The organism is Herbidospora cretacea, assembly GCF_001570605.1.
GTDB classification, from domain to species: domain Bacteria; phylum Actinomycetota; class Actinomycetes; order Streptosporangiales; family Streptosporangiaceae; genus Herbidospora; species Herbidospora cretacea.
The window spans coordinates 125,568-143,216 of record NZ_BBXG01000009.1 but is presented as its reverse complement, the minus strand read 5'-3'; the positions used below and the strand labels follow the sequence as shown (position 1 = coordinate 143,216).

The 17,649-nt window shown below is 71.2% G+C and carries 17 protein-coding genes; 2 read left to right on the top strand and 15 right to left on the bottom strand.

Annotated features, from left to right (window positions below; genetic code table 11):
- Positions 1-2: 2 nt before the first annotated feature.
- From AW270_RS19765 to AW270_RS19730, 8 genes are all read right to left on the bottom strand, one after another.
- Positions 3-821, bottom strand: a complete 819-nt coding sequence (locus tag AW270_RS19765; RefSeq protein WP_061296451.1) for a carbohydrate ABC transporter permease — start codon at positions 819-821, stop codon at positions 3-5.
- Positions 818-1,717 carry a carbohydrate ABC transporter permease gene (locus tag AW270_RS19760; RefSeq protein WP_061296449.1) on the bottom strand — a complete coding sequence of 300 codons (900 nt, stop codon included), beginning with the start codon at positions 1,715-1,717 and terminating at the stop codon, positions 818-820. Before AW270_RS19760 ends, AW270_RS19765 begins: the two co-directional genes overlap by 4 nt.
- Complete coding sequence (locus AW270_RS19755; RefSeq protein WP_061296447.1) at positions 1,714-3,039, bottom strand: ABC transporter substrate-binding protein; 1,326 nt, start codon at positions 3,037-3,039, stop codon at positions 1,714-1,716. Before AW270_RS19755 ends, AW270_RS19760 begins: the two co-directional genes overlap by 4 nt.
- A 104-nt stretch (positions 3,040-3,143) precedes the next feature.
- A complete protein-coding gene (locus AW270_RS19750; protein WP_061296444.1) occupies positions 3,144-3,710 on the bottom strand; it encodes a DUF3618 domain-containing protein in 567 nt (188 codons plus the stop codon).
- On the bottom strand, positions 3,686-4,081 hold the full coding sequence (locus AW270_RS19745; RefSeq protein ID WP_061296442.1) for a phage holin family protein: 396 nt from the start codon (positions 4,079-4,081) through the stop codon (positions 3,686-3,688). The genes AW270_RS19750 and AW270_RS19745 overlap by 25 nt, the downstream gene beginning before the upstream one ends.
- Positions 4,078-4,893 carry a hypothetical protein gene (locus AW270_RS19740; protein ID WP_157522274.1) on the bottom strand — a complete coding sequence of 272 codons (816 nt, stop codon included), beginning with the start codon at positions 4,891-4,893 and terminating at the stop codon, positions 4,078-4,080. Before AW270_RS19740 ends, AW270_RS19745 begins: the two co-directional genes overlap by 4 nt.
- Before the next feature lie 243 nt (positions 4,894-5,136).
- The gene (locus AW270_RS19735) at positions 5,137-6,411 is read right to left on the bottom strand and encodes a PP2C family protein-serine/threonine phosphatase (protein WP_218009287.1); all 1,275 of its coding nucleotides are present in this window, start codon (positions 6,409-6,411) and stop codon (positions 5,137-5,139) included.
- Positions 6,412-6,507: 96 nt separating this feature from the next.
- On the bottom strand, positions 6,508-6,771 hold the full coding sequence (locus AW270_RS19730; protein WP_061296436.1) for a DUF2795 domain-containing protein: 264 nt from the start codon (positions 6,769-6,771) through the stop codon (positions 6,508-6,510).
- A gap of 112 nt (positions 6,772-6,883) precedes the next feature.
- Here AW270_RS19730 and AW270_RS37060 point away from each other — a divergent pair, with 112 nt between their 5' ends.
- Positions 6,884-7,795 carry a permease-like cell division protein FtsX gene (locus AW270_RS37060; RefSeq protein ID WP_063819268.1) on the top strand — a complete coding sequence of 304 codons (912 nt, stop codon included), beginning with the start codon at positions 6,884-6,886 and terminating at the stop codon, positions 7,793-7,795.
- A 60-nt stretch (positions 7,796-7,855) separates the two neighbouring features.
- On the opposite strand, the gene AW270_RS19720 is transcribed toward AW270_RS37060, so the two are convergent.
- The 3 genes from AW270_RS19720 to AW270_RS19710 form a co-directional block, all read right to left on the bottom strand.
- Positions 7,856-10,096: an esterase-like activity of phytase family protein gene (locus tag AW270_RS19720; protein WP_218009286.1), complete on the bottom strand. Its 2,241-nt coding sequence runs from the start codon at positions 10,094-10,096 to the stop codon at positions 7,856-7,858.
- Positions 10,097-10,209: 113 nt separating this feature from the next.
- Positions 10,210-11,277 carry a sensor histidine kinase gene (locus tag AW270_RS19715; protein WP_061296431.1) on the bottom strand — a complete coding sequence of 356 codons (1,068 nt, stop codon included), beginning with the start codon at positions 11,275-11,277 and terminating at the stop codon, positions 10,210-10,212.
- Entirely contained in the window at positions 11,270-11,941 is a 672-nt protein-coding gene (locus tag AW270_RS19710) for a response regulator transcription factor (protein ID WP_061296429.1), read from the bottom strand. The genes AW270_RS19715 and AW270_RS19710 overlap by 8 nt, the downstream gene beginning before the upstream one ends.
- An 88-nt stretch (positions 11,942-12,029) precedes the next feature.
- Here AW270_RS19710 and AW270_RS19705 point away from each other — a divergent pair, with 88 nt between their 5' ends.
- Positions 12,030-12,992: an endonuclease/exonuclease/phosphatase family protein gene (locus tag AW270_RS19705; RefSeq protein WP_061296427.1), complete on the top strand. Its 963-nt coding sequence runs from the start codon at positions 12,030-12,032 to the stop codon at positions 12,990-12,992.
- Between the two features lie 10 nt (positions 12,993-13,002).
- On the opposite strand, the gene AW270_RS19700 is transcribed toward AW270_RS19705, so the two are convergent.
- The 4 genes from AW270_RS19700 to AW270_RS19685 all read right to left on the bottom strand — a co-directional run bounded on the left by AW270_RS19700 (position 13,003) and on the right by AW270_RS19685 (position 17,632).
- Positions 13,003-14,568: a carboxylesterase/lipase family protein gene (locus AW270_RS19700; RefSeq protein WP_218009285.1), complete on the bottom strand. Its 1,566-nt coding sequence runs from the start codon at positions 14,566-14,568 to the stop codon at positions 13,003-13,005.
- Between the two features lie 142 nt (positions 14,569-14,710).
- On the bottom strand, positions 14,711-16,207 hold the full coding sequence (locus AW270_RS19695; protein ID WP_061296422.1) for a CehA/McbA family metallohydrolase domain-containing protein: 1,497 nt from the start codon (positions 16,205-16,207) through the stop codon (positions 14,711-14,713).
- A 101-nt stretch (positions 16,208-16,308) separates the two neighbouring features.
- Positions 16,309-16,920 carry a vitamin K epoxide reductase family protein gene (locus tag AW270_RS19690; RefSeq protein WP_061296419.1) on the bottom strand — a complete coding sequence of 204 codons (612 nt, stop codon included), beginning with the start codon at positions 16,918-16,920 and terminating at the stop codon, positions 16,309-16,311.
- Positions 16,901-17,632 carry a DsbA family protein gene (locus AW270_RS19685; RefSeq protein ID WP_218009284.1) on the bottom strand — a complete coding sequence of 244 codons (732 nt, stop codon included), beginning with the start codon at positions 17,630-17,632 and terminating at the stop codon, positions 16,901-16,903. The genes AW270_RS19690 and AW270_RS19685 overlap by 20 nt, the downstream gene beginning before the upstream one ends.
- Between the last annotated feature and the right edge of the window lie 17 nt (positions 17,633-17,649).

Genomic DNA, 17,649 nt, shown 5'->3' with positions numbered 1-17,649 from the left:
CGTCACCGGCGGCCGGTCGTGGCGATGCCCTGCAGGAAATAGCGCTGACCGAAGAAGAAGATCGCGATCAGCGGCAGGGTGGTCACCACACTGGCCGCCAGGACGATCTCCCATTTGGGATCCCCGCCCTGGTAGAACCGGTCGACCACGGCCTTCAGCCCGCGCGGCAGCGTGAACAGCTCCGTGTCCTGCAGGTAGATGAGCGGCTTCATCAGGTCGAACCAGCTCGCCTTGAGCTCGAAGATGAAGGCGATGATCAGCGCCGGCCGCGACAGCGGCACCGCGATCCGCCAGAACAGCGTCAGGTACGACGCCCCGTCCACCCGCGCCGCCTCGAAGACGTAGCGGGGCAGGCCGAGCATGAACTGCCGCAGCAGGAAGATGTAGAACGCCGACCCGAACAGGTTGCCCGCCCACAACGGCACCTGCGTGCCGGTCAGCCCCACGGAGTTCCAGATCAGGTACGTCGGCACGAGCGTCACCGCCGCCGGCAGCATCATGGTCCCCAGGACACTGGCGAACATCAGGTTCCGGCCCGGGAAGCGGAAATAGGCGAACCCGAACGCCACGAGCGCGCTCGACACCGTCACCGCCAGCGCCGCCGCGACCCCGACGACGACCGAGTTGAGCAGCCACGTCAGCATCGGCGCGGCGTCCCACACGTCGAGGTAGCTCTGCGGCCGGAACGGGATCGGCAACTGCCCACCGAACGTCCGGTCGCGCGGCCGCAGCGAGGCGAAGACCAGCCAGAGGAACGGATACAGGAAGATCGCCGACGCGGCGGCCAGCAGCATCAGGGGGAAGAACCGGCGGGCGGTCATGCGGCGGGGTCCTCGTAGTGGACCAGGCGGTTGCCCACCTTGACCTGGATGAAGGTGATCACCGCGATGACCGCGAACAGCAGCCAGGCCAGCGCGGAGGCGTAGCCCATGTGCAGGAACTGGAAGCCCTGCTGGAACAGGTAGACGACGTAGAAGAGGGCGGCGTCGCCGCTGGTCTGCTGGGCCTGCGAGGTGCCGAAGTACATCGTGTAGACCTGGTCGAACATCTGGAGCGCGGCGATCGTGTCGACGACGACCACGAAGAACAGCGCGGCGCTGATGAGCGGCAGGGTGACGTGGCGGAAGCGCTGCCAGGCGCCCGCGCCGTCGATCATGGCGGCCTCGGTCAGCTCGCGCGGGACGTTGCGCAGCGCCGCGAACAGCACGATCGTGCTCGCGCCGAGGTTCCACAGCGACATGATCACCACCCCGGCCAGCATCCAGCCGGGGTCGGTGGTCCACTGCGGCCCCTCGATCCCCACGATCGCGAGCGCCTCGTTCAGCACCCCCGCCTGGCCGTTCAGCAGGAACAGGAACAGCACCCCGACGGCGACGTAGGGCGTCATCGACGGCAGGTAGAAGATCGTCCGGAACACCCCGGCGGCCCGGCCGGTGATCCGGTTGAGCAGCAGCGCCAGGCCCAGCGCCAGCAGGCAGGCCAGCGGCACGTGGACGACCGTGTAGAGCAGCGTGTTCCCGATCGCCCGTGCCAGCCGGGGATCTGCCGCCATCGTCGCGTAGTTCTCCACCCCGACGAACTCGGAGCTGCCGATCAGGTCGTAGTCGGTGAACGACAGCACCGCGCTGGCGATCATCGGCCCGGCCTGGAACAGCACCAGGCCGACGATCCAGGGGATCAGGAAGATGTACGCCCAGCGGGTCTCGCCGGTCCTCATGACCCCAGCGCCTTGACCGCCTCCGCCTGGGCCTGGCCCAGCGCCTCCTCCGCCGTCTGCTCACCCTGGAGCACCCGCGTGCCCGCCTGCTGGTAGGCCGTGGTGAACTCGGCGGCGGCCTTCGACGGCGGCACGGTGAAACCGGCCTGCTGCACCGACCTGATCACCTCGACCGCGTCGTCGTACGCCTCGCGCCCCGACGGCTTGCGCATCTCGCCGAAGATGACCGCGTCGGCCTTCTGGTTGCCGGTGTAGGTTCCGATGTCGACCTTGCCCTCGGCGGCGCGCTTGGCCTGGCGGGCCCTGGCGGCGGCGATCCACGTGTCGGCGGCGGTCATCTCCTTCATCCACGTGCACGCCCCGCCGGGGTTCTTCGCCCCCTTCGGCACCGCCCAGGCGTTGCCGCCGACGCTGTTCACCGGGGCGCCGTCGCGGCCCAGGAACGGCAGCACCGTGACGGCGGCGTCCGGGTCGGCGCCCGCCATCGCGCTGACCACGAACTGTTCGGTCAGCAGCATGCCGAGCTGGTCCTTGGCGAACGGGTTGCCCGCGCCGAAGTAGTCGAAGGTGTCGGCGAAGGCCTTGACCCGCGTCCACCCGCCCTGCTCCTCGACCAGCTTCGCCGCGTACGCCAGCGCCTCGGCGACCTTGGGGTCGTCCAGGTGCGGGGTGAGGCCGTCGGCGCTGAGCAGGTCGGCGCCGTTGGCCTTCGCCCACAGCGGGAGGAACTCGGGCAGCTTGGGATGGAAGCCGAGGCGTTCGATCGTGCCGCCGGAGCTCTTGGTCATCTTGCGGGCCAGCGCGGCCAGGGCGTCCCAGTCACGGGTGTCGATCTCGGCCGGGTCGACGCCGGCGTCCTCGGCGGCCTTGTCGTTCACGATCAGCACGACGGAGTTGTAGAACTCGGGGATGCCGTACCACTGCCCGCCGAGCTGGACCTGTCGGGCCGCCGCCGGATAGTAGTCGCCGGTCGGGATCGCATGGTCGGCGACGCAGCCGGTGATCGGCTGGAGGGCGCCGCGGGCGGCGTAACCGCCGATCTTGTCGCGGGGGAGGTAGACGAGGTCGGGCGCGTTGCCGGAGGCGACCGACGACAGGAACGCCTGTTCGTCGAACTGTCCCTGATTGATGGTCAGGCGGATGTCCGGGTGGGCCTTGGTGAAGGCGTCCACCCGGGTGGTGGCGATCTCGTCGGGCAGGCCGAAGCCCATCGTGGTGAGAGTGCTCCCGGCGGCCGCGCCGCCGCCGGAGGAACCCCCCACCCCGCCACAGGCGGAGATCGCGGCCAGGAACAGCGCCAACGGAACGGCCAGTCGCCTCATGCGCCCACTTCCACTTCCCTGCGTTCTCTGCGAACACGCCGGTACCGGCACGCCTGATCGGGGACGGGCCGGATGACCATGTCATCCGGCCCGCCTCGCCCGGCTCAGTGCTGGTCGCGGACTTCGGCCGCCCGGTCCTTGGCCTGCTCCGCGGTGGTGTGCGCCGCTTCGCCGGCGGCCTGCCTGACCTTCTCGGCGGCCTGCTGGGCGGTCTCCCTGGCCTCCTGGCCGAGCGACTGCGCGCTCTCCTTGACCTGGTCGACGACCGGCTGCACGTACTCGCCGGCCTGGGCCATGGCGCGCTTCTCCGCGCGGCTCTCCGGGATCAGGGCGGCGGCCAGCGCGCCGACGCCGAAGGCGACCAGCCCGGCGGCCAGCGGGTTGCCCCGGGTCCCCCGCATCGCCTGCTGCGGGGTGTTCTTGATCGTCTCGCCCGCCCCGGCAAGGCTCTCCTTCATGGATCCGGCCGTGTCCTGGAGACGGTCGGTGGCGTGCCCGGTGGTGCCCATCACGCGCTCCTTGATCGTTCGGGTGGTGTTCCGGAGTCCTTCGGTGCGCCGGCGCACGATCTGCCGGGGACTCGCGTGGTCGCTGAGGCGGTCGACGTCCCGGGCGATCTCGGCGCGGGTCTGCTCGATCTCCTGCTTCAGCTCGTCCGATCGCGTAACCACTGGGCGTCCTCCTTCAGGGTCTGAACGGTCTTCTCCGGCACGGGGTTGACCTCCCGCGCCTGCTGGCGGGCCTTGGCGTACATCGCGGCCGCGGCCGCGCCCCACAGCACCGCGACGATGAGGGCGGCCCACCCGGCGTCGATCACCGCGTCGAGAGCCCAGACCAGGGCCAGGCTCAGGAAGATCGCGGTCATCCACCCGGCCAGTCCCGCGCCGCCGAACATGCCGGCGGCCTTGCCCGCCTTGGTCGCCTCGGCCCTGATCTCCGTCTTGGCCAGCTCGACCTCCTGCCGGAACAGGGTCGACAGGTCACCGCCGAGCTGCCCCACCAGCTCCCCGAGGGTGGGCTCGGGCCGACTGGGACTGGTCATCGCAGGTCCTCATCCGGCCTCGCGGCACCCGGGTAGGTGGTTCCGGGACGCGACGCGGGGTCGGCCGGGTAGGTCGTGCCGGGACCGCTCGGGTACGACGTCGGCGGGTCGGCCTGGGGAGTCGTGCCAGGGTCGGCCGGAGAGGAGGGCCCCGAGCCGGGCTGGTAGGGCGTCGCCGGGTCGGCCGGATAGGGCGTGCCGGTACCGCTGGGATAGGAGGTCGCGGGGTCGGCCGGGTAGGGCGTGCCGGTACCGCTCGGGTAGGAGGGGTTCGAGCCGGCCTGGTAGGGCGTGCCGGAGGTGGTCGGGTATGACGTCCCCGATGCGGCCGGGTAGGTGGTCGCGGGGCCCGACGAGTCGCTTTCCGTGGTGGCGGCGGTGCCGGCCTTGGCGACGCGGCCGATGAGGAAGCCGGCCGCCAGGGCGCCCGCCAGGAACAGGCCGGGGCGGCGGCGGGCGAAGTCCTGCAGGTCGCCGGCCGCGCCGGCCAGGCCGCGGTCCTCCAGGTAGTCGGCGGCGCGGTGGCCGGTGCCCGCCACCTGCTGGAGCACTCCCTGGACGGGGCTGTCGGGCTTGCCGCTCTCGGTCATCCCGGACAGGTCGTCGGCCCACTGCCGCAGGCTCTGCGCGGCCCGGCGCGACTGCGAGTCCGCCTCGTCACGGACCCGTCCCCGCAGCTGGTGCGCGGCCTGACCCGCCTGGGTCCTGATCTCGCCGCCGACCTGACGGGCCTGCTCCCTGGCCGTCCGGGCGGTGTCCGCGGTCGCTTCCTTCGCGCGGTCGACGGTATTGGACATGGGTTGGTCACTCATGAGGGCTCCTGCCTTCGTGGGTGGGTGGCGAAAAGGAAAAGCCGCATGCCGATGAGAGGGCGTGGCGGCCCGGAAAGATCACGTGGAGACGCGCAGAGGAAGATCAGCAGCAGAGGTCAGGGCCGCGGGAACATCGAGTGCCGCCGGAAGGGCGGGCCATCACAGCGCTCTGTTGGGCTGATTCCGGCCGACTGCCCTCGGAACGGAGGGCTAACCGAACTTTCCCGAAATGTCTGGTGGGCGTCACACCCGCGGCATCGGCCATTCGGAGTGGGCGGCCTCGAAGTCGTCGCCCGGCCCGTTCCACTCGACCATGACGACCGTCGCGTCGTCGCGCAGCCGCCCCTCGTGGTGGCTGAGAACGGCGCGGATCAACCGGCGCAGGGTCTCCGGGACCGGGAGCCCGCTGGAGTGGTGCCGGATGACGAAGTCGGCGAAGCGGTGCAGGCCGAACTCCCGGTTGGACGCGTCGCGGTTCTCCGTGATGCCGTCGGTGTAGAGCAGCAGCCGGTCCCCCGGCCGCAGCTGCTCCTGGCGGGTGTGGACCGGCAGGCCGAGGTCGAGCCCCATAGGGTGGGCCGGCGGGCATTCCAGCGTCGTCACCCAGCGGCCGTCGCGGATCAGGATCGGCGGGTGGTGCCCCCGGTTGACCCAGGTGAACACGCCGGTGTTCAGGTCGAGGTCGCCCATGATCGCCGTGATGAACCGCTGCGCGCGGCCGAACTCGGTGATGAGGACGCGCTCGATCGCCTCGCTGGTCTCCGCCAGCGACGCGCCCTGGCGGCGGTTGTTGCGGCAGGCGGCGATGGCGAGGCCGGCCGTCAGCCCGGCCGACACGTCGTGGCCCATCGCGTCGTAGATGGCGACGTGGAGCATGTCGTCGGCGACGGCGTAGTCGAAGGTGTCGCCGCCGACCTCGTAGGCCGGTTCGAGCACCGCCGAGACCGTCGCCCGGGGGTTGGCGAACGTGAGGGGCGGGATGAGCCGCCACTGCATCTCGGCGGCCACGTTCATCGGACGGCTGCGGACCAGCCGGGGATAGGAGTCGCTGTAGGCGTGCATGCTCGTCACCAGAAGCGCGACCAGCGAGGACAGGTGACGGGCGACCTTCGGATCGAACGACGGCCCGGCGGCGGTCACCCGGAGCACGCCCAGCCGGGCGGTGCCGTTGAGCAGGGGCACCCACCAGTGTTCGGGCTTGCCGTCGGCGCCGGGCTGCGGCAGCGTGCGGACCTCCTGGAAGGCCAGCCCGGCCAGGGTCGTGTCGACGGCCAGCTCGGACGGCACGCCGCCCGCGTCGTCGCCGCCGTCCGGGCCGCGCCCGGTGAGCAGGCGCAGCACCTGCTGCTGGAGGTCGGCCACGTAGATCAGCGTCTGGGTGATACCAGCGTGTGGCGCGAACGCGCCGAGAAGCGCGGGCAGGTCGTCGATGGTGGCCGTATGGCTGCTCTCGATGAGGCCGACCAGCATCCGCTCCAGCCCCGCCGAGTCGGCGGGGGAATCCTCAGGTCTGGTCATGTTCACCCCAGAGGTGTGTGCTCGCCCACCCGCTTACCCGACGCCACCCCCTGGAAACAGGCGCCCCTTGCGGGGAGCCGCTCCTCTCCGGAGCTTCTAGTCGTGCGGCCCCTCGCTCGTCAGGCCCAGTTCGTCGGCGACGTCCTGAAGGTTGTCGTACGAGCGGTCCGGGACGGACCGGAGCAGCGCGAGGACGACCTCAGGCGCCCCCTCGGACTGCGCCTGCTTCAGCAGGGCGTCGCGATCGGCGGGGAACACGTGCGTACCACTGATCCACTTGGCCAGCTCGCTGCGGCTGTTCACCTCGTGCGCCGACATCCCTTCGGGCGAGCCGGGCTCGTGAACGGGATCGGATTGCATGTCAACATCCTCTCGTCGCCTTGATCCTTCGTCCCTACCCGCGATGACTTGGGCAAACATGACCCGGTCTGACCGGAGGCAGCAGATGGGGAGCGCGGCGCGTTCCTTGGGCATGGATGGTGAAACCCTCCGGCTGCTGCGGCGCGCCCGCGACGTGCCGGCCCACGAGGCCGACCTGGCCGCCCTCTACCGCGACCACCGGCCCGGCCTGGTGCGCCTGGCGGTGCTGCTGGTCGGCGACCAGGAGACGGCCGAAGACGTCGTGCAGGACGTGTTCACCCGGCTCCACGGCCTGGCCCGCCCCGGCACCGCCACGCTCCCCTACGTCAGGACGTGCGTGCTCAACGGCTCCCGGTCGGTGTTACGCCGCCGGGCGCTGACACCGCGCCGCGCCGACCGGGTCTCCGACGTCCAGTCGGCCGAGGTGGCCGTGCTGATCGGCGAGTCCCGCCGGAAGATGCTGGCCGCGCTGGCCCGGCTGCCCCGCAGGCAGCGGGAGGCGCTGGTGCTGCGCTACTACCTCGACCTGTCCGACACCGAGATCGCCGCGGTGACGCTGGCGGCCACCGGCCTGACGATCGGGCTGTTCAGGCCCGCCGAAGTCCCCAGGGAGCAGATCATGGCGATGGCCCTGACCGGCGTGGTCGATTCGGGCTCTCCCGAGGTCATCGCGTTCTTCTGCATGCCGGAGAGCCCCTTCCCGAGCTGCGCCGGACAGGAGATCACCGAAGGCGAGCGGGAGGAGCTCCTGCGGATGCTGACGGCACGCCCGGAGGTGGAGTCGGTGACGTTCAGAAGCCAGCAGGAGGCCTACGAGGACTTCGTCGCACAGGAGTCGGACAGAACCTTGGCGGACTTCATCCGGCCAGGGGACTTGCCGATGTCCTACCGGGCCAGGATCAAGCCGGACGCCGACGCCGGCACGGTGGCCGTCGCGGCGAGAGACATGCCCGGCGTGTCCCAGGCGTTCGACGTCGCCTGCTGGGTCGAGACCGAGGACGCGGACCGGTGCGGCCTCTCCTGATCCACGGAGAAGCCCAGGCCATCGCAGTGATGACCTGGGCTTCGTCCAGCACGTGCGGGATCAGTGGCGCAGGCCCGGGACGTCGATGACGATCACTTCGGTGTCGTCGGCGCGGCCGGGGATGCGGCCGTCGTTGCCGGGGAAGTTGTTGTCGTTGGCCACGACGACGCGGTCACCCGACAGCGGCAGGACCGACTCGACCGACTGGAGCGGGAAGGAGAACAGGTCCCCGACGCCGTACTCGTTGGGGCGGGCCGGGGTGGAGACGCCCTTCGGGTCGGCGAGGCGCATCAGGTCCACGGCGGTGCGGCGGGGCAGCACGCCGTTGGCGTCGGCCTTGTCGAGGTCGGTGACGATCAGCTTCTTGACCAGCGACGTCTGGCCCATGCCGTTGTCGCGCTCGATCAGCAGCAGCCGGTTGCCGTCGAGCAGCTGGGCGTCGCCCACGAACAGGCCCGGCTCGTCGACCCGGAAGGTCCAGGTCCTGCCGGTGTAGGCGGCGGTGCGGACGTCGAACTCGTACACGACGCGGCGGCGCTGGTCGGGGTCGGCGGTCTTGGCGCGTTCGAGGATCGGGTAGAGGGTGTAGCCGTCCTCGCTGGCGGCCATGGCCTCGAAGCCGCCGCTGCCGGGCAGCGACGGGGCCTCACCGGGGGCGAGCTCGTTCGACTGGGGCGACTTGGTGCCGTCGGCCAGCGGGATCGGGGCGCGCAGCACCTTGCCGGTCCTGTCGACGTTCACCAGGTAGGGGCCGAACTCGTCGCCGATCCACAGGGTGCCGTCGGCGTCCCACTGGAGCGACTCGATGTCGAAGTCGGCGCCGGTCAGCAGCCGCTCGGCGGTGTTGCCGTTCACGATCGGGAACGGGACCTTGCGGTCGGGGTCGCGGAAGCTGATGTGGCTCTTGATCCCGATCTGGCCGGTCTTGTAGTCGGGCTCGATGTAGTACGCGCGGAGCAGGAAGTCGGCCGAGTTGTCCTTCGCGCCGAAGCCGTTGTCGGGCATGGCGAGCAGGCGGTTGGCGTTCTTGGAGCCGCGCGTGTTCGGGATGACCGCCGAGAAGCCGGGGACCGGCTGGCCGGGGAACGGCGGGGTGATCCCGTTGACCGGGGTCTTCGGCAGCAGCGTGCCGGAGACGGGGCCGGGCTGGTAGTCGGTCGCCGACAGGATCGCCCGGTCGCGCAGCCGCGCCTCGTCGGGGATGTGGACGCTCAGGTCGTACAGGCGGGTGATCTGCGAAGCGGCGTTGTTGTCGTCGGAGATCAGGTGGAGCACGCGGGTGTCGTCGTCGAGACGGTCGCCGAGCGCCATGCCCTCGATGTTGTCCAGCAGCGGGTTCGGCTGCGGCGACTTGTTGGTCGCGCCCAGGGACGGACAGTTGACCAGGTCGGCCAGCAGCGTCTTGCCCAGCCATCCACGCGGGTCGGTCAGCGTGGCCAGCGAGGCGACGCCCGAGACGTCGGGCGCGCCGGTGGCGGTGACGCGGTAGATCCGCACCGTGTTGCCCACGCCGACGGTGAAGCCGCGCTCCATCGAGAGGAACTGGTCGCTTCCGAGCGCCACCAGTTCGACCAGCCCGAGGCTGGGGTCGGTCCGGTACGCGTACTGCGCGACCGGCTTGTAGTCGCCGCCGGGCGTGCCTTCGTAGCGCAGGATTCGCTGCCGGCCGGCGCCGTTGGCCTCACGGCCGTCGCCGGAGAGGGGGCCCTCCATGCCGGCGTACAGAACCTTGCCGTCGGACGTGCTGGTCAGCGCCTCGAAGGCGAGGTTGACCGGCGACTCGCCCGCGGGGGTGATCCGGAACCGGGCCGGCACCTCGAAGGAGGCGGTCTGCAGCCCGTCGGAGAGGCGGAACCGGCGGATCGCCGGCTCGGTCTCGGAGCTCGCGATGACGGTCTTCCCGTGCGGCTCGACGACGAGCCCCTCGCCGTCGAAGTCGGTGCCGTTGTACGGCGTCCCGTTCGGCCGCTTCAGCGTCGTCATGTCGACGACCTGGGCGTCGTCCCCGGACAGGGCGAGCTCGTAGACGCGGGCGGGAACGGTGCCGGTGTTGTCCGAGAGCGCCAGCATCCGGTCGTCGCGCAGCCGCCCGATCGCGGACAGAGCACCGACCGGGGTGCCCTCGAACGTCTTCTTGTCCAGGCTGTCGGTGAAGCCGCGCAGGCCCACGTCGGCCGAGCAGGGCGCGCCGAGGTGTACATCGTCAGACGCCGCCGCGCCCGCGGCCGGAACGGTCACGCCGAACATGGCGACGACCGCCGCGGCGGCAAGGGCGGGAGCGGGCCACCTTGTGCTGGGCACAAGTACCTCCGAGATCTCTTCGTTGCGGGGTGAACAACCCGCTGGGGAAGAGCGAAGTCCCCTCAGCCCGCCAGCGCAGAACCAGACGTCGAACGCACCGTGAACATCTGCGGTTACGTCGCGGGAAGCGCCACGGTGACGCGGATCCCCCCGGCCGGGCGCGGGGTGAGGGTGAGCGTGCCGTCGTGCGCGTGGGTGATGGTCTTGACCAGGGCCAGGCCGAGGCCGACGCCCGCGTGGCCGGTGTTGATCCGCTCGGTGCCGCGCCGGAACGGCTCGGTGAGGGTCGCCACCAGCCGTGGGGTGAGCCTCTCGCCGGTGTTCTCCACCACGAGCACGACGGTCGCCGGGCGGACCCTGGTCTCCACCCGCACCCTGCCCCCGGGCCGGTTGTGGACGATCGCGTTCTGGACGAGGTTCGTGGTCAGTTGCAGCAGCAGGGTCGGCGATCCGGCCGTAGGAGTGATGTCACCGCAGGTCTCGACGGTGACGCCGAGCCTCTCCGCCAGGGGAAGGAGTGTCTCGGCGGCCTCCTCCGCCAGGAGCGACAGGTCGACCCGCTCCCGGGTGAACGACCGCTGCTCGGCACGGCTGAGCGCGAGCAGCGCCTCGGTGAGGTCGATCGCCCGGGTGTTGACGGCGTGGAGCCGTTCGAAGACCTCGCCGGTGTCGTGGCCGGGGTCGGTGCGGGCCACGTCGATCAGCGCCTTGGAGATCGCCAGCGGGGTGCGCAGCTCGTGGGAGGCGTTGGCGGCGAACCTCCGCTGCTCCGCGACGTGGGCTTCGAGCCGCTCCAGCATCCCGTCGAACCCGTCGGCGAGTTCCCGGAACTCGTCGTGGCGGCCCGGCAGCCGGATCCGGTGGGACAGCGAGCCCGTCGCGGCCAGCCGGGTGGCGTCGGTGATGCGGGTCAGCGGGGCGAGCATCCGCCCGGCCAGGATCCACCCTCCCGCCAGCCCGAACACCAGCAGGAACAGCAGCGCCCCGGCCTCGGCCGACGCGAGATCGCGCAGCAGGATCGAGCGGGGCAGCACGCCCCCGGAGACTGTCGTGTACTCGGGCAGGTGGCGCAGGGTGAAGAACCACACCGCCCCGAGCAGCAGCGCGCCGGCCACCATGAGGAACCCGGCGTAGCTGAGGGTGAGCCTGAGGCGGGCGCTCAACCCGGGCGCCCTATCCATCGCCGCCGCCCTCGACGCGGTAGCCGACACCGGGCACGGTGGCGATGATCCCGGGTTCGCCGAGCCGTTTGCGCAGCGCCGAGACGGTGATCCGCACGGCGTTGGTGAAGGGGTCGGCGTTCTCGTCCCAGGCCCGTTCCAGCAGCTCCTCGGCGCTCACCACCCCGCCTTCGGCGGCGACGAGGACCTCCAGCACGGCGAACTGCTTCCTGGTCAGCGCGACGTAGCGGCCGTCCCGGTAGACCTCCCGGCGGAACGGGTCCAGCCGCAGCCCCGCGATCTCCCGCACCGGCGGCCTGCTGTGCCCCCGCCTGCGGTCGAGCGCCCGCAGCCGCATGACGAGCTCCCGCATCTCGAACGGCTTGGTGAGGTAGTCGTCCGCGCCGAGGGCGAAGCCGGAGGCCTTGTCGTCGAGCCGCTCGGCCGCGGTCAGCATGAGGATCGGCATCCCGCTGCCGGAGTCGACGATGTGCCTGGCGACGTCGTCACCCGACGGCCCGGGGATGTCACGGTCGAGGACGGCGATGTCGTACCGGTTGACGCTCAGCAGGTCCAGGGCCGCATGGCCGTCACCCGCGATGTCGGCGGCGATCGCGTCCAGGCGGAGCCCGTCGCGGACGGCCTCCGCCAGAAAGGGTTCGTCCTCGACGATCAGCACGCGCACGGGCTTCATGCTACGAACGGGCGCATATCGTCCACGTATCGAAAAGCGCATACGCGGCGGCAACGCCCCGCCGCCTTGACTGGGCCGCATGCCTCGACTCCCCTGGCCGGTGCGCGTGGCGCCGGCGCTGCTGCTCGGCCTGCTCCTGCTGCTGCACGCGCGGATCACCGGTCGCGGCGGCGTCGGCAACCTGGTGGAGAACTTCCTGCCGTGGCTCGGCCTGGGCATCCCGGTGCTGCTGACCGGCGCGCTGTGCCGCCGCTCGGCCGCCGCGCTGGTCGCGCTGCTGCTGCCGGCCGGGGTGTGGCTGAGCCTGTTCGGCGGGCTGCTCCTCGACAAGTCCGGCCCGGGCGGCGACCTCACCCTGATCAGCCACAACGTCGGCGCGGCCAACCCCGACCCGGCCGGCACCGCCGTCGCCCTGGCCGCCTCCGGCGCCGACGTGCTGGCCCTGGAGGAGATCACCCCGACAGCGAAGCCGGTCTACGAGAAGGCCCTGGCCAGGGCCTACCCCCACCACACGGTGCAGGGCACGGTCGGACTCTGGAGCAGACTCCCCCTGGCCGACACCCGGCCGGTCGACATCGACCTGGACGCCGGACCGCTGGCGGGCACCATCCCGGCGGCCGACAAGGCGTCCTACCAGCGGGCGCTGCGCGCCACCGTGACCACCGGCCGGGGCCCGCTGACGGTGTACGTGGCCCACCTGGGGTCGGTCCGGGTCCTCCCCCGCAACGGCTTCTGGACCGACAGCCGCGACCGCGGCGCGCGGGCGCTCGCCGAGGCCGTCGCCGCCGACGAGAGCGAGCGGCTGGTCGTGCTCGGCGACCTGAACGGGACCATGGACGACCGGGCGTTCGCCGGCCTCACCTCGGGCCTGGTCTCGGCCCAGGAGGTGGCGGGGAACGGCTTCGGCTTCACCTTCCCCGCGATGTTCCCGGTGACCCGGATCGACCACGTCCTGGTGCGCGGCGTGGAACCGGAGCGCTCGTGGGTGCTGCCCGCCACCGGCAGCGACCACCTGCCGGTAGGGGCCACGATCACGACCTGAGCCGCGCCGGTCAGGAGCCCGCGGTCAGCTCGTCCCAGAAGGCCAGGTGGTGGGCGGCGGCCTGGTCCCACGGGCCGACGCCGCCGGGGCCGAGGTCCAGGCCCTGGACGTAGGGCGTGGGGTCGCCGGGGCGGACCGGCTGCCAGCGCGGCAGGCCGGGACCGTTGGGGTTGCCGGTGGCGGCGAAGCGCGTCCAGTAGTCCATGATCGTGTCGCTCAGGCGGCGCTGCTGCCGGTTCAGCGGGGCGGCGACCGACGAGGTGTCGAACAGGTAGGACAGGTCCCCGCTGTGGAAGGCGAGGGGCTGGACGCCGTTGGACAGCGGGAAGAGCGGAGGTGCGGTGCGGTCGGCGAACTCGTAGGCGTAGGTGGGCACGTGCCGGGCGAACATCTTGGTGTTGTCGCGGGCCACCCACGTCCACTCGAAGTCGCTCATGACGGCGGCCAGGGCCTGGAGCGGCGAACCGTGCGCGCTCGGCGGATACTTCGCCAGGACGGCGGCGGCCTTGTCGCCGAAGTGCTGCCGGATGGCGGCCTCGTACGCCTCCTGTCCGGGGTCGGGGAAGAGCAGCGAGGCGAACAGCGTGCCCTCGTCCCGGGTGGTCCCGGCCAGCACGGGCACCCGGTGGAAGCGTCCCTCCGCGAAGACCTTCGCGGGGTCATCCGGCAGGACGGCGTTGCCGTAGCCCGGCAGCGGCAGCGGCGTCTGGGCGAGCAGCTCGGCAACCGGCTTGCCGCGCAGGCAGGCCACAGCGGTGGCCGGGTCGGCACACCCGAGCCCGGCGGCGATCACCTGGCCGTAGCCCTCGTACGCCTCACGCGGGATCCACAGCGGCGCGCCGAGGAAGGACGTGACGCCGGCGGCGGCGAAGTCGCCCATCCGGCAGGCGCTGCTCTGCATGATCGCCCGGTGGAAGAGGCCCGCGGCGGAGGGCGAGGCGAGCTGCGCGCACACCGAGTGGGAGCCGGCCGACTCCCCCGCGAGTGTCACGTTGCCCGGGTCGCCGCCGAAGGCGGCGGCGTTGCGCGCCACCCAGCGCAGGGCGGCCTGCTGGTCCTCGGTGCCGTACGCGCCGCTGTTCTCCAGCCCCGGATGGCCGTAGAAGCCGAGGATCCCCAGCCGGTAGTTGACGGTCACCACGACCACGTCGCCCCGGACGGCGAGCCGGCGGGCGTCGTTGTCGCTGCCCGCCCCGGTCATCAGGCCACCGCCGTGCAGCCAGACCACGACCGGCTTGCGCCGCGCGGGCGAGGCGGAAGCCGGCACGACCACGTCGAGATACAGGCAGTCCTCGCTGTCGCTGCCGGGAACCTGGGCGCATCGGTCGCCGGAAACCGTCGCCGCGCGCACGCCCTGCCACGGTGCGGCCGGCTGCGGCGAACGCCACCGCAGCTCACCGACCGGAGGAGCGGCGTACGGGACGCCCCGGAAGATCCGGTGATCCTTCGCCGAGGTGCCGCGCAGCCAGCCGGTGTCGGTGCGGACCGTGGTGGCCGGGCCGCCGTCGTGGCGGCCGGGCGGGGTCACGGCCGCGGCGGCAGGAGACGCCGTCGTCATCAGAGTGGCAGCGGTCACGAGGGCGGTGGCTGTTCGCCATAAGGGGATCACCCGCCCGAAGCTACAAGATCGACTCTGTCCGGACACCGTTCCGGCCCGAACCTGGCACGAATGGAACGGCCCCTCCCGGGGACTCGGGAGAGGCCGTCCGCTCAAGGGGCTACCGGAACTGGACGAAGACCGGGTTGGAGTAGAACCACAGGTCGTCCCAGGGGTTCTCCTTGCCGTCGGCCAGCGGCTCGGCCTCGTCGGTGCTGGTGCCGCGCACCCGGGCGTACATGTCGGACTCGACGCCCCGCAGGGTGTGGCGGATGACGTACTCGCCGCCCTGCTGGTGCCAGTCGCGGGGGCCGAAGCGGGCCACGACCTTGGTGGTGGGGTTGGTGTCGGCGTTCGGGTCGGCGCTGGGGCCGGTGATCTGGCCGGTGATCAGGTCGACGCGGCGGACCTGCGGGCGGACGCCGTTGCCGTTGACGACCGTGCGCGGGCGGAACCGGATCTCGATCTCGACGTCGCTCCTGTTGCGGCGGCTGAGCGTGACGGTCTCGCCCGAGGCCGCGGTGCGGTTCTGGCTGCTCGCGGTCAGGTCGAGGCTGGTGATCAGGTCGCCGGTGGTGACCCAGATGCGGCCGTTGCGCAGGCCGTCCATGATGTCGGCGTAGTCCTGGCGGGCGTACACGTAGGTCTTGCTGTACTCGCCCGGCCAGAAGTCGGAGCCGCCGCGGGTCCAGTGGACGTGCGAGTCGGAGGTCGCGGTGATCCACCAGCGGCGACCCTCGCCGAGCAGCGAGTCCCACAGGCCGCCGACGCGGGCGGTCATCTGGTCGAAGCCGCCGTAGGTCGGATGGTTGCCGTAACCGCCGCGCGCGCCGCCGTTCAGCGGTCCGGCCTGGTGGCCGGGGGCGCCTTCGAAGCCGACGTAGACGTCGGGGGCGGCGTTGTTGCCGTTGCGGAACTCCTTGGGGGTGTCCTGGCCGTAGACGCCCAGGCCCGGGGCCGAGCGCGACGCGTGGTGGGCGATCACCAGCGGCTTGTGGCTCATGCCCTTGGCGGCCTTGAGGAACTCGACCATCTTGGCCTCGGTGTCGCGGCCCGGGTCGAGCGGGAAGGCCTCCAGCTTGGCGTACTTCTGCTCCAGCTCGAACAGCTGCTGGGCCTCGCCGCTGTGGTGCGGGATCATCAGGGTGTGGTGGTCGAGCGCGGGCGCGTCGAACTCCATGCCCCAGAACTGCAGGACATCCGGTACGAGAATGCGCGAGCGCAGCAGGTCGGGGTAGGCCTGCTCCAGGTTCACCTTCGAGTGGTTCGGCCCACCGTGGTCGGTGCACATGGCCCAAGTGAGGCCGAAGTGCTTCGCCATGATCGCGTTGGTCACGATCGGGTAGACCGCGTCCGCGCCCTTGGTGAACTTGGGCGGGTTCACGGAGGTGTCGAACGCCCCGCTGTACTCCGAGTGCACGTGGTGGTCGCCCGCGCGCCACATCCGGCCCTTGGACGACGAGGGCTTGTCGTGGTCGTGCTTGTCGTCGGCGGCGGCCGTGCCCGTGGCGGCCACCCCGCTGGCGGCCACCAGGGTGGCGCCGATCCCCGCGTACCTGACCAGCTGACGGCGTGAGATGGCCTCGCCCGCTGCCTCTTCGTGGTGCTTGTCTGTCACGTCTGAGCCTTCCGCTCACTTACGAGAAGGGTGCGACAGACGAGCCTCCAGCGACTGGCTGAACAGGACATAGATAGACGAAAGATGCCAAATGTCCGTTACTAGATCAAAGTGCTCCAGTACGACCAGAACCGCACGCCGATCAGCGCGACGATCGCCAGGTACCAGGTCGCCAGGACGGCCAGGTGGTAGCCCGAGAGCAGCCACGCCAGCGGGCGGCGGCGCAGGTTGTGCAGGGTGACGTACAGGAAGAGCGGGATGGTGACCGCCCAGACCACCATGCAGTAGGGGCACAGCGCGCCGATGACGTACAGGCTCTGGTAGACGAGCCAGTGCACGAAGACGACACCGAACGTCACCCCCGCCTGCAACCCGAGCCAGACCCAGCGCGGCAGAACCGCGCCGGCCAGCAGCACCACCCCGACCGTGGTGACGACGGCGAACGCCGCGATGCCCAGCAAGGGATTGGGGAACCCGAACGCCTCGGCCTGCGCCGTGGTCATCACCGAGCCGCACGACAGCACCGGGTTGATGCTGCAACTCGGCACGTACGAGGGATCCTTGAGCAGCGCGATCTTCTCGACAGCGAGGACGAAGGCGGCCACCAGGCCGAACAGGCCTCCGGCCGCCAGCAGCCGGGGGAGGAGCCGGGGATAGGGCTCCTCGTCGTCGCCGTCGTGCGAGGCGAAGGGCTCAGCCTGCGAGAGCTGCATCGATGGCCGCCTTGAACTCTTCCTCGGACTGCGGCTGGATCTTCTTCTCGTTCAGGAAGAAGGTCGGGGTGCCGCTCACTCCCACCGCCTGGCCGTCGGCGACGTCCTTCTTGACCCGCGCCAGCGTGGCCGGGTCGTCGTAGGCCTGGTCCCACTTCGCCATGTCGAGGCCCATCTCCTCGGCGAACCCGCGGAAGAGCGGGTCGGCGGGGACCTGCTTCTCGCCCCAGGTCTGCTGGGTCTCGTACATCTTCTTGTACATGTCGTCGAACCTGCCCTGCTGCGCCGAGGCCTCGACCGCCCGCGCCGCGCGTTCGGCGTTGAAGTGGCTGGGGATCGGGAAGTAGCGGGCGACGAAGGTCACCTTGCCCTCGTACTGCTTCCGAAGGCTCTCCACCAGCGGGAAGTACGCGCGGCAGGCCTCGCACTCGAAGTCGAGGAACTCGACCAGGGTGACCTTCCCGTCGGCGGCCGTCTGGAGCCGGTGACTGTCCGCGCGGACGTACTGGGTCTCCCCCGTCGCGAGCGTGGTGCCCGGGTCGGTCGTGGCCCGGTTGATCAGCACGAAGGCCACCGCGATGACCGCGAAGGCCGCGACCACGGCGAGGGTGGCCTTGACGTTGCGCCGGCGCGCGTCCCGCCGCCGGTTGTGCGCCCGCATGGACTCGATCTTCGCCCGCCGCGCCTCGGCCCGTTTCTGTGACGTCGCCACAGCTGTCCTCCCGCTCT

Excerpts from the sequence above, each read along its gene's own strand:
- AW270_RS19715 (WP_061296431.1), bottom strand. The coding sequence starts at position 11,277 with ATGGATAGGGCGCCCGGGTTGAGCGCCCGCCTCAGGCTCACCCTCAGC.
- AW270_RS19730 (WP_061296436.1), bottom strand. The coding sequence starts at position 6,771 with ATGCAATCCGATCCCGTTCACGAGCCCGGCTCGCCCGAAGGGATGTCG.
- AW270_RS19765 (WP_061296451.1), bottom strand. The coding sequence starts at position 821 with ATGACCGCCCGCCGGTTCTTCCCCCTGATGCTGCTGGCCGCCGCGTCG.
- AW270_RS19705 (WP_061296427.1), top strand. The coding sequence starts at position 12,030 with ATGCCTCGACTCCCCTGGCCGGTGCGCGTGGCGCCGGCGCTGCTGCTC.
- AW270_RS37060 (WP_063819268.1), top strand. The coding sequence starts at position 6,884 with ATGGATGGTGAAACCCTCCGGCTGCTGCGGCGCGCCCGCGACGTGCCG.
- AW270_RS19745 (WP_061296442.1), bottom strand. The coding sequence starts at position 4,081 with ATGACCAGTCCCAGTCGGCCCGAGCCCACCCTCGGGGAGCTGGTGGGG.
- AW270_RS19760 (WP_061296449.1), bottom strand. The coding sequence starts at position 1,717 with ATGAGGACCGGCGAGACCCGCTGGGCGTACATCTTCCTGATCCCCTGG.
- AW270_RS19755 (WP_061296447.1), bottom strand. The coding sequence starts at position 3,039 with ATGAGGCGACTGGCCGTTCCGTTGGCGCTGTTCCTGGCCGCGATCTCC.
- AW270_RS19735 (WP_218009287.1), bottom strand. The coding sequence starts at position 6,411 with ATGACCAGACCTGAGGATTCCCCCGCCGACTCGGCGGGGCTGGAGCGG.
- AW270_RS19740 (WP_157522274.1), bottom strand. The coding sequence starts at position 4,893 with ATGAGTGACCAACCCATGTCCAATACCGTCGACCGCGCGAAGGAAGCG.
- AW270_RS19690 (WP_061296419.1), bottom strand. The coding sequence starts at position 16,920 with ATGCAGCTCTCGCAGGCTGAGCCCTTCGCCTCGCACGACGGCGACGAC.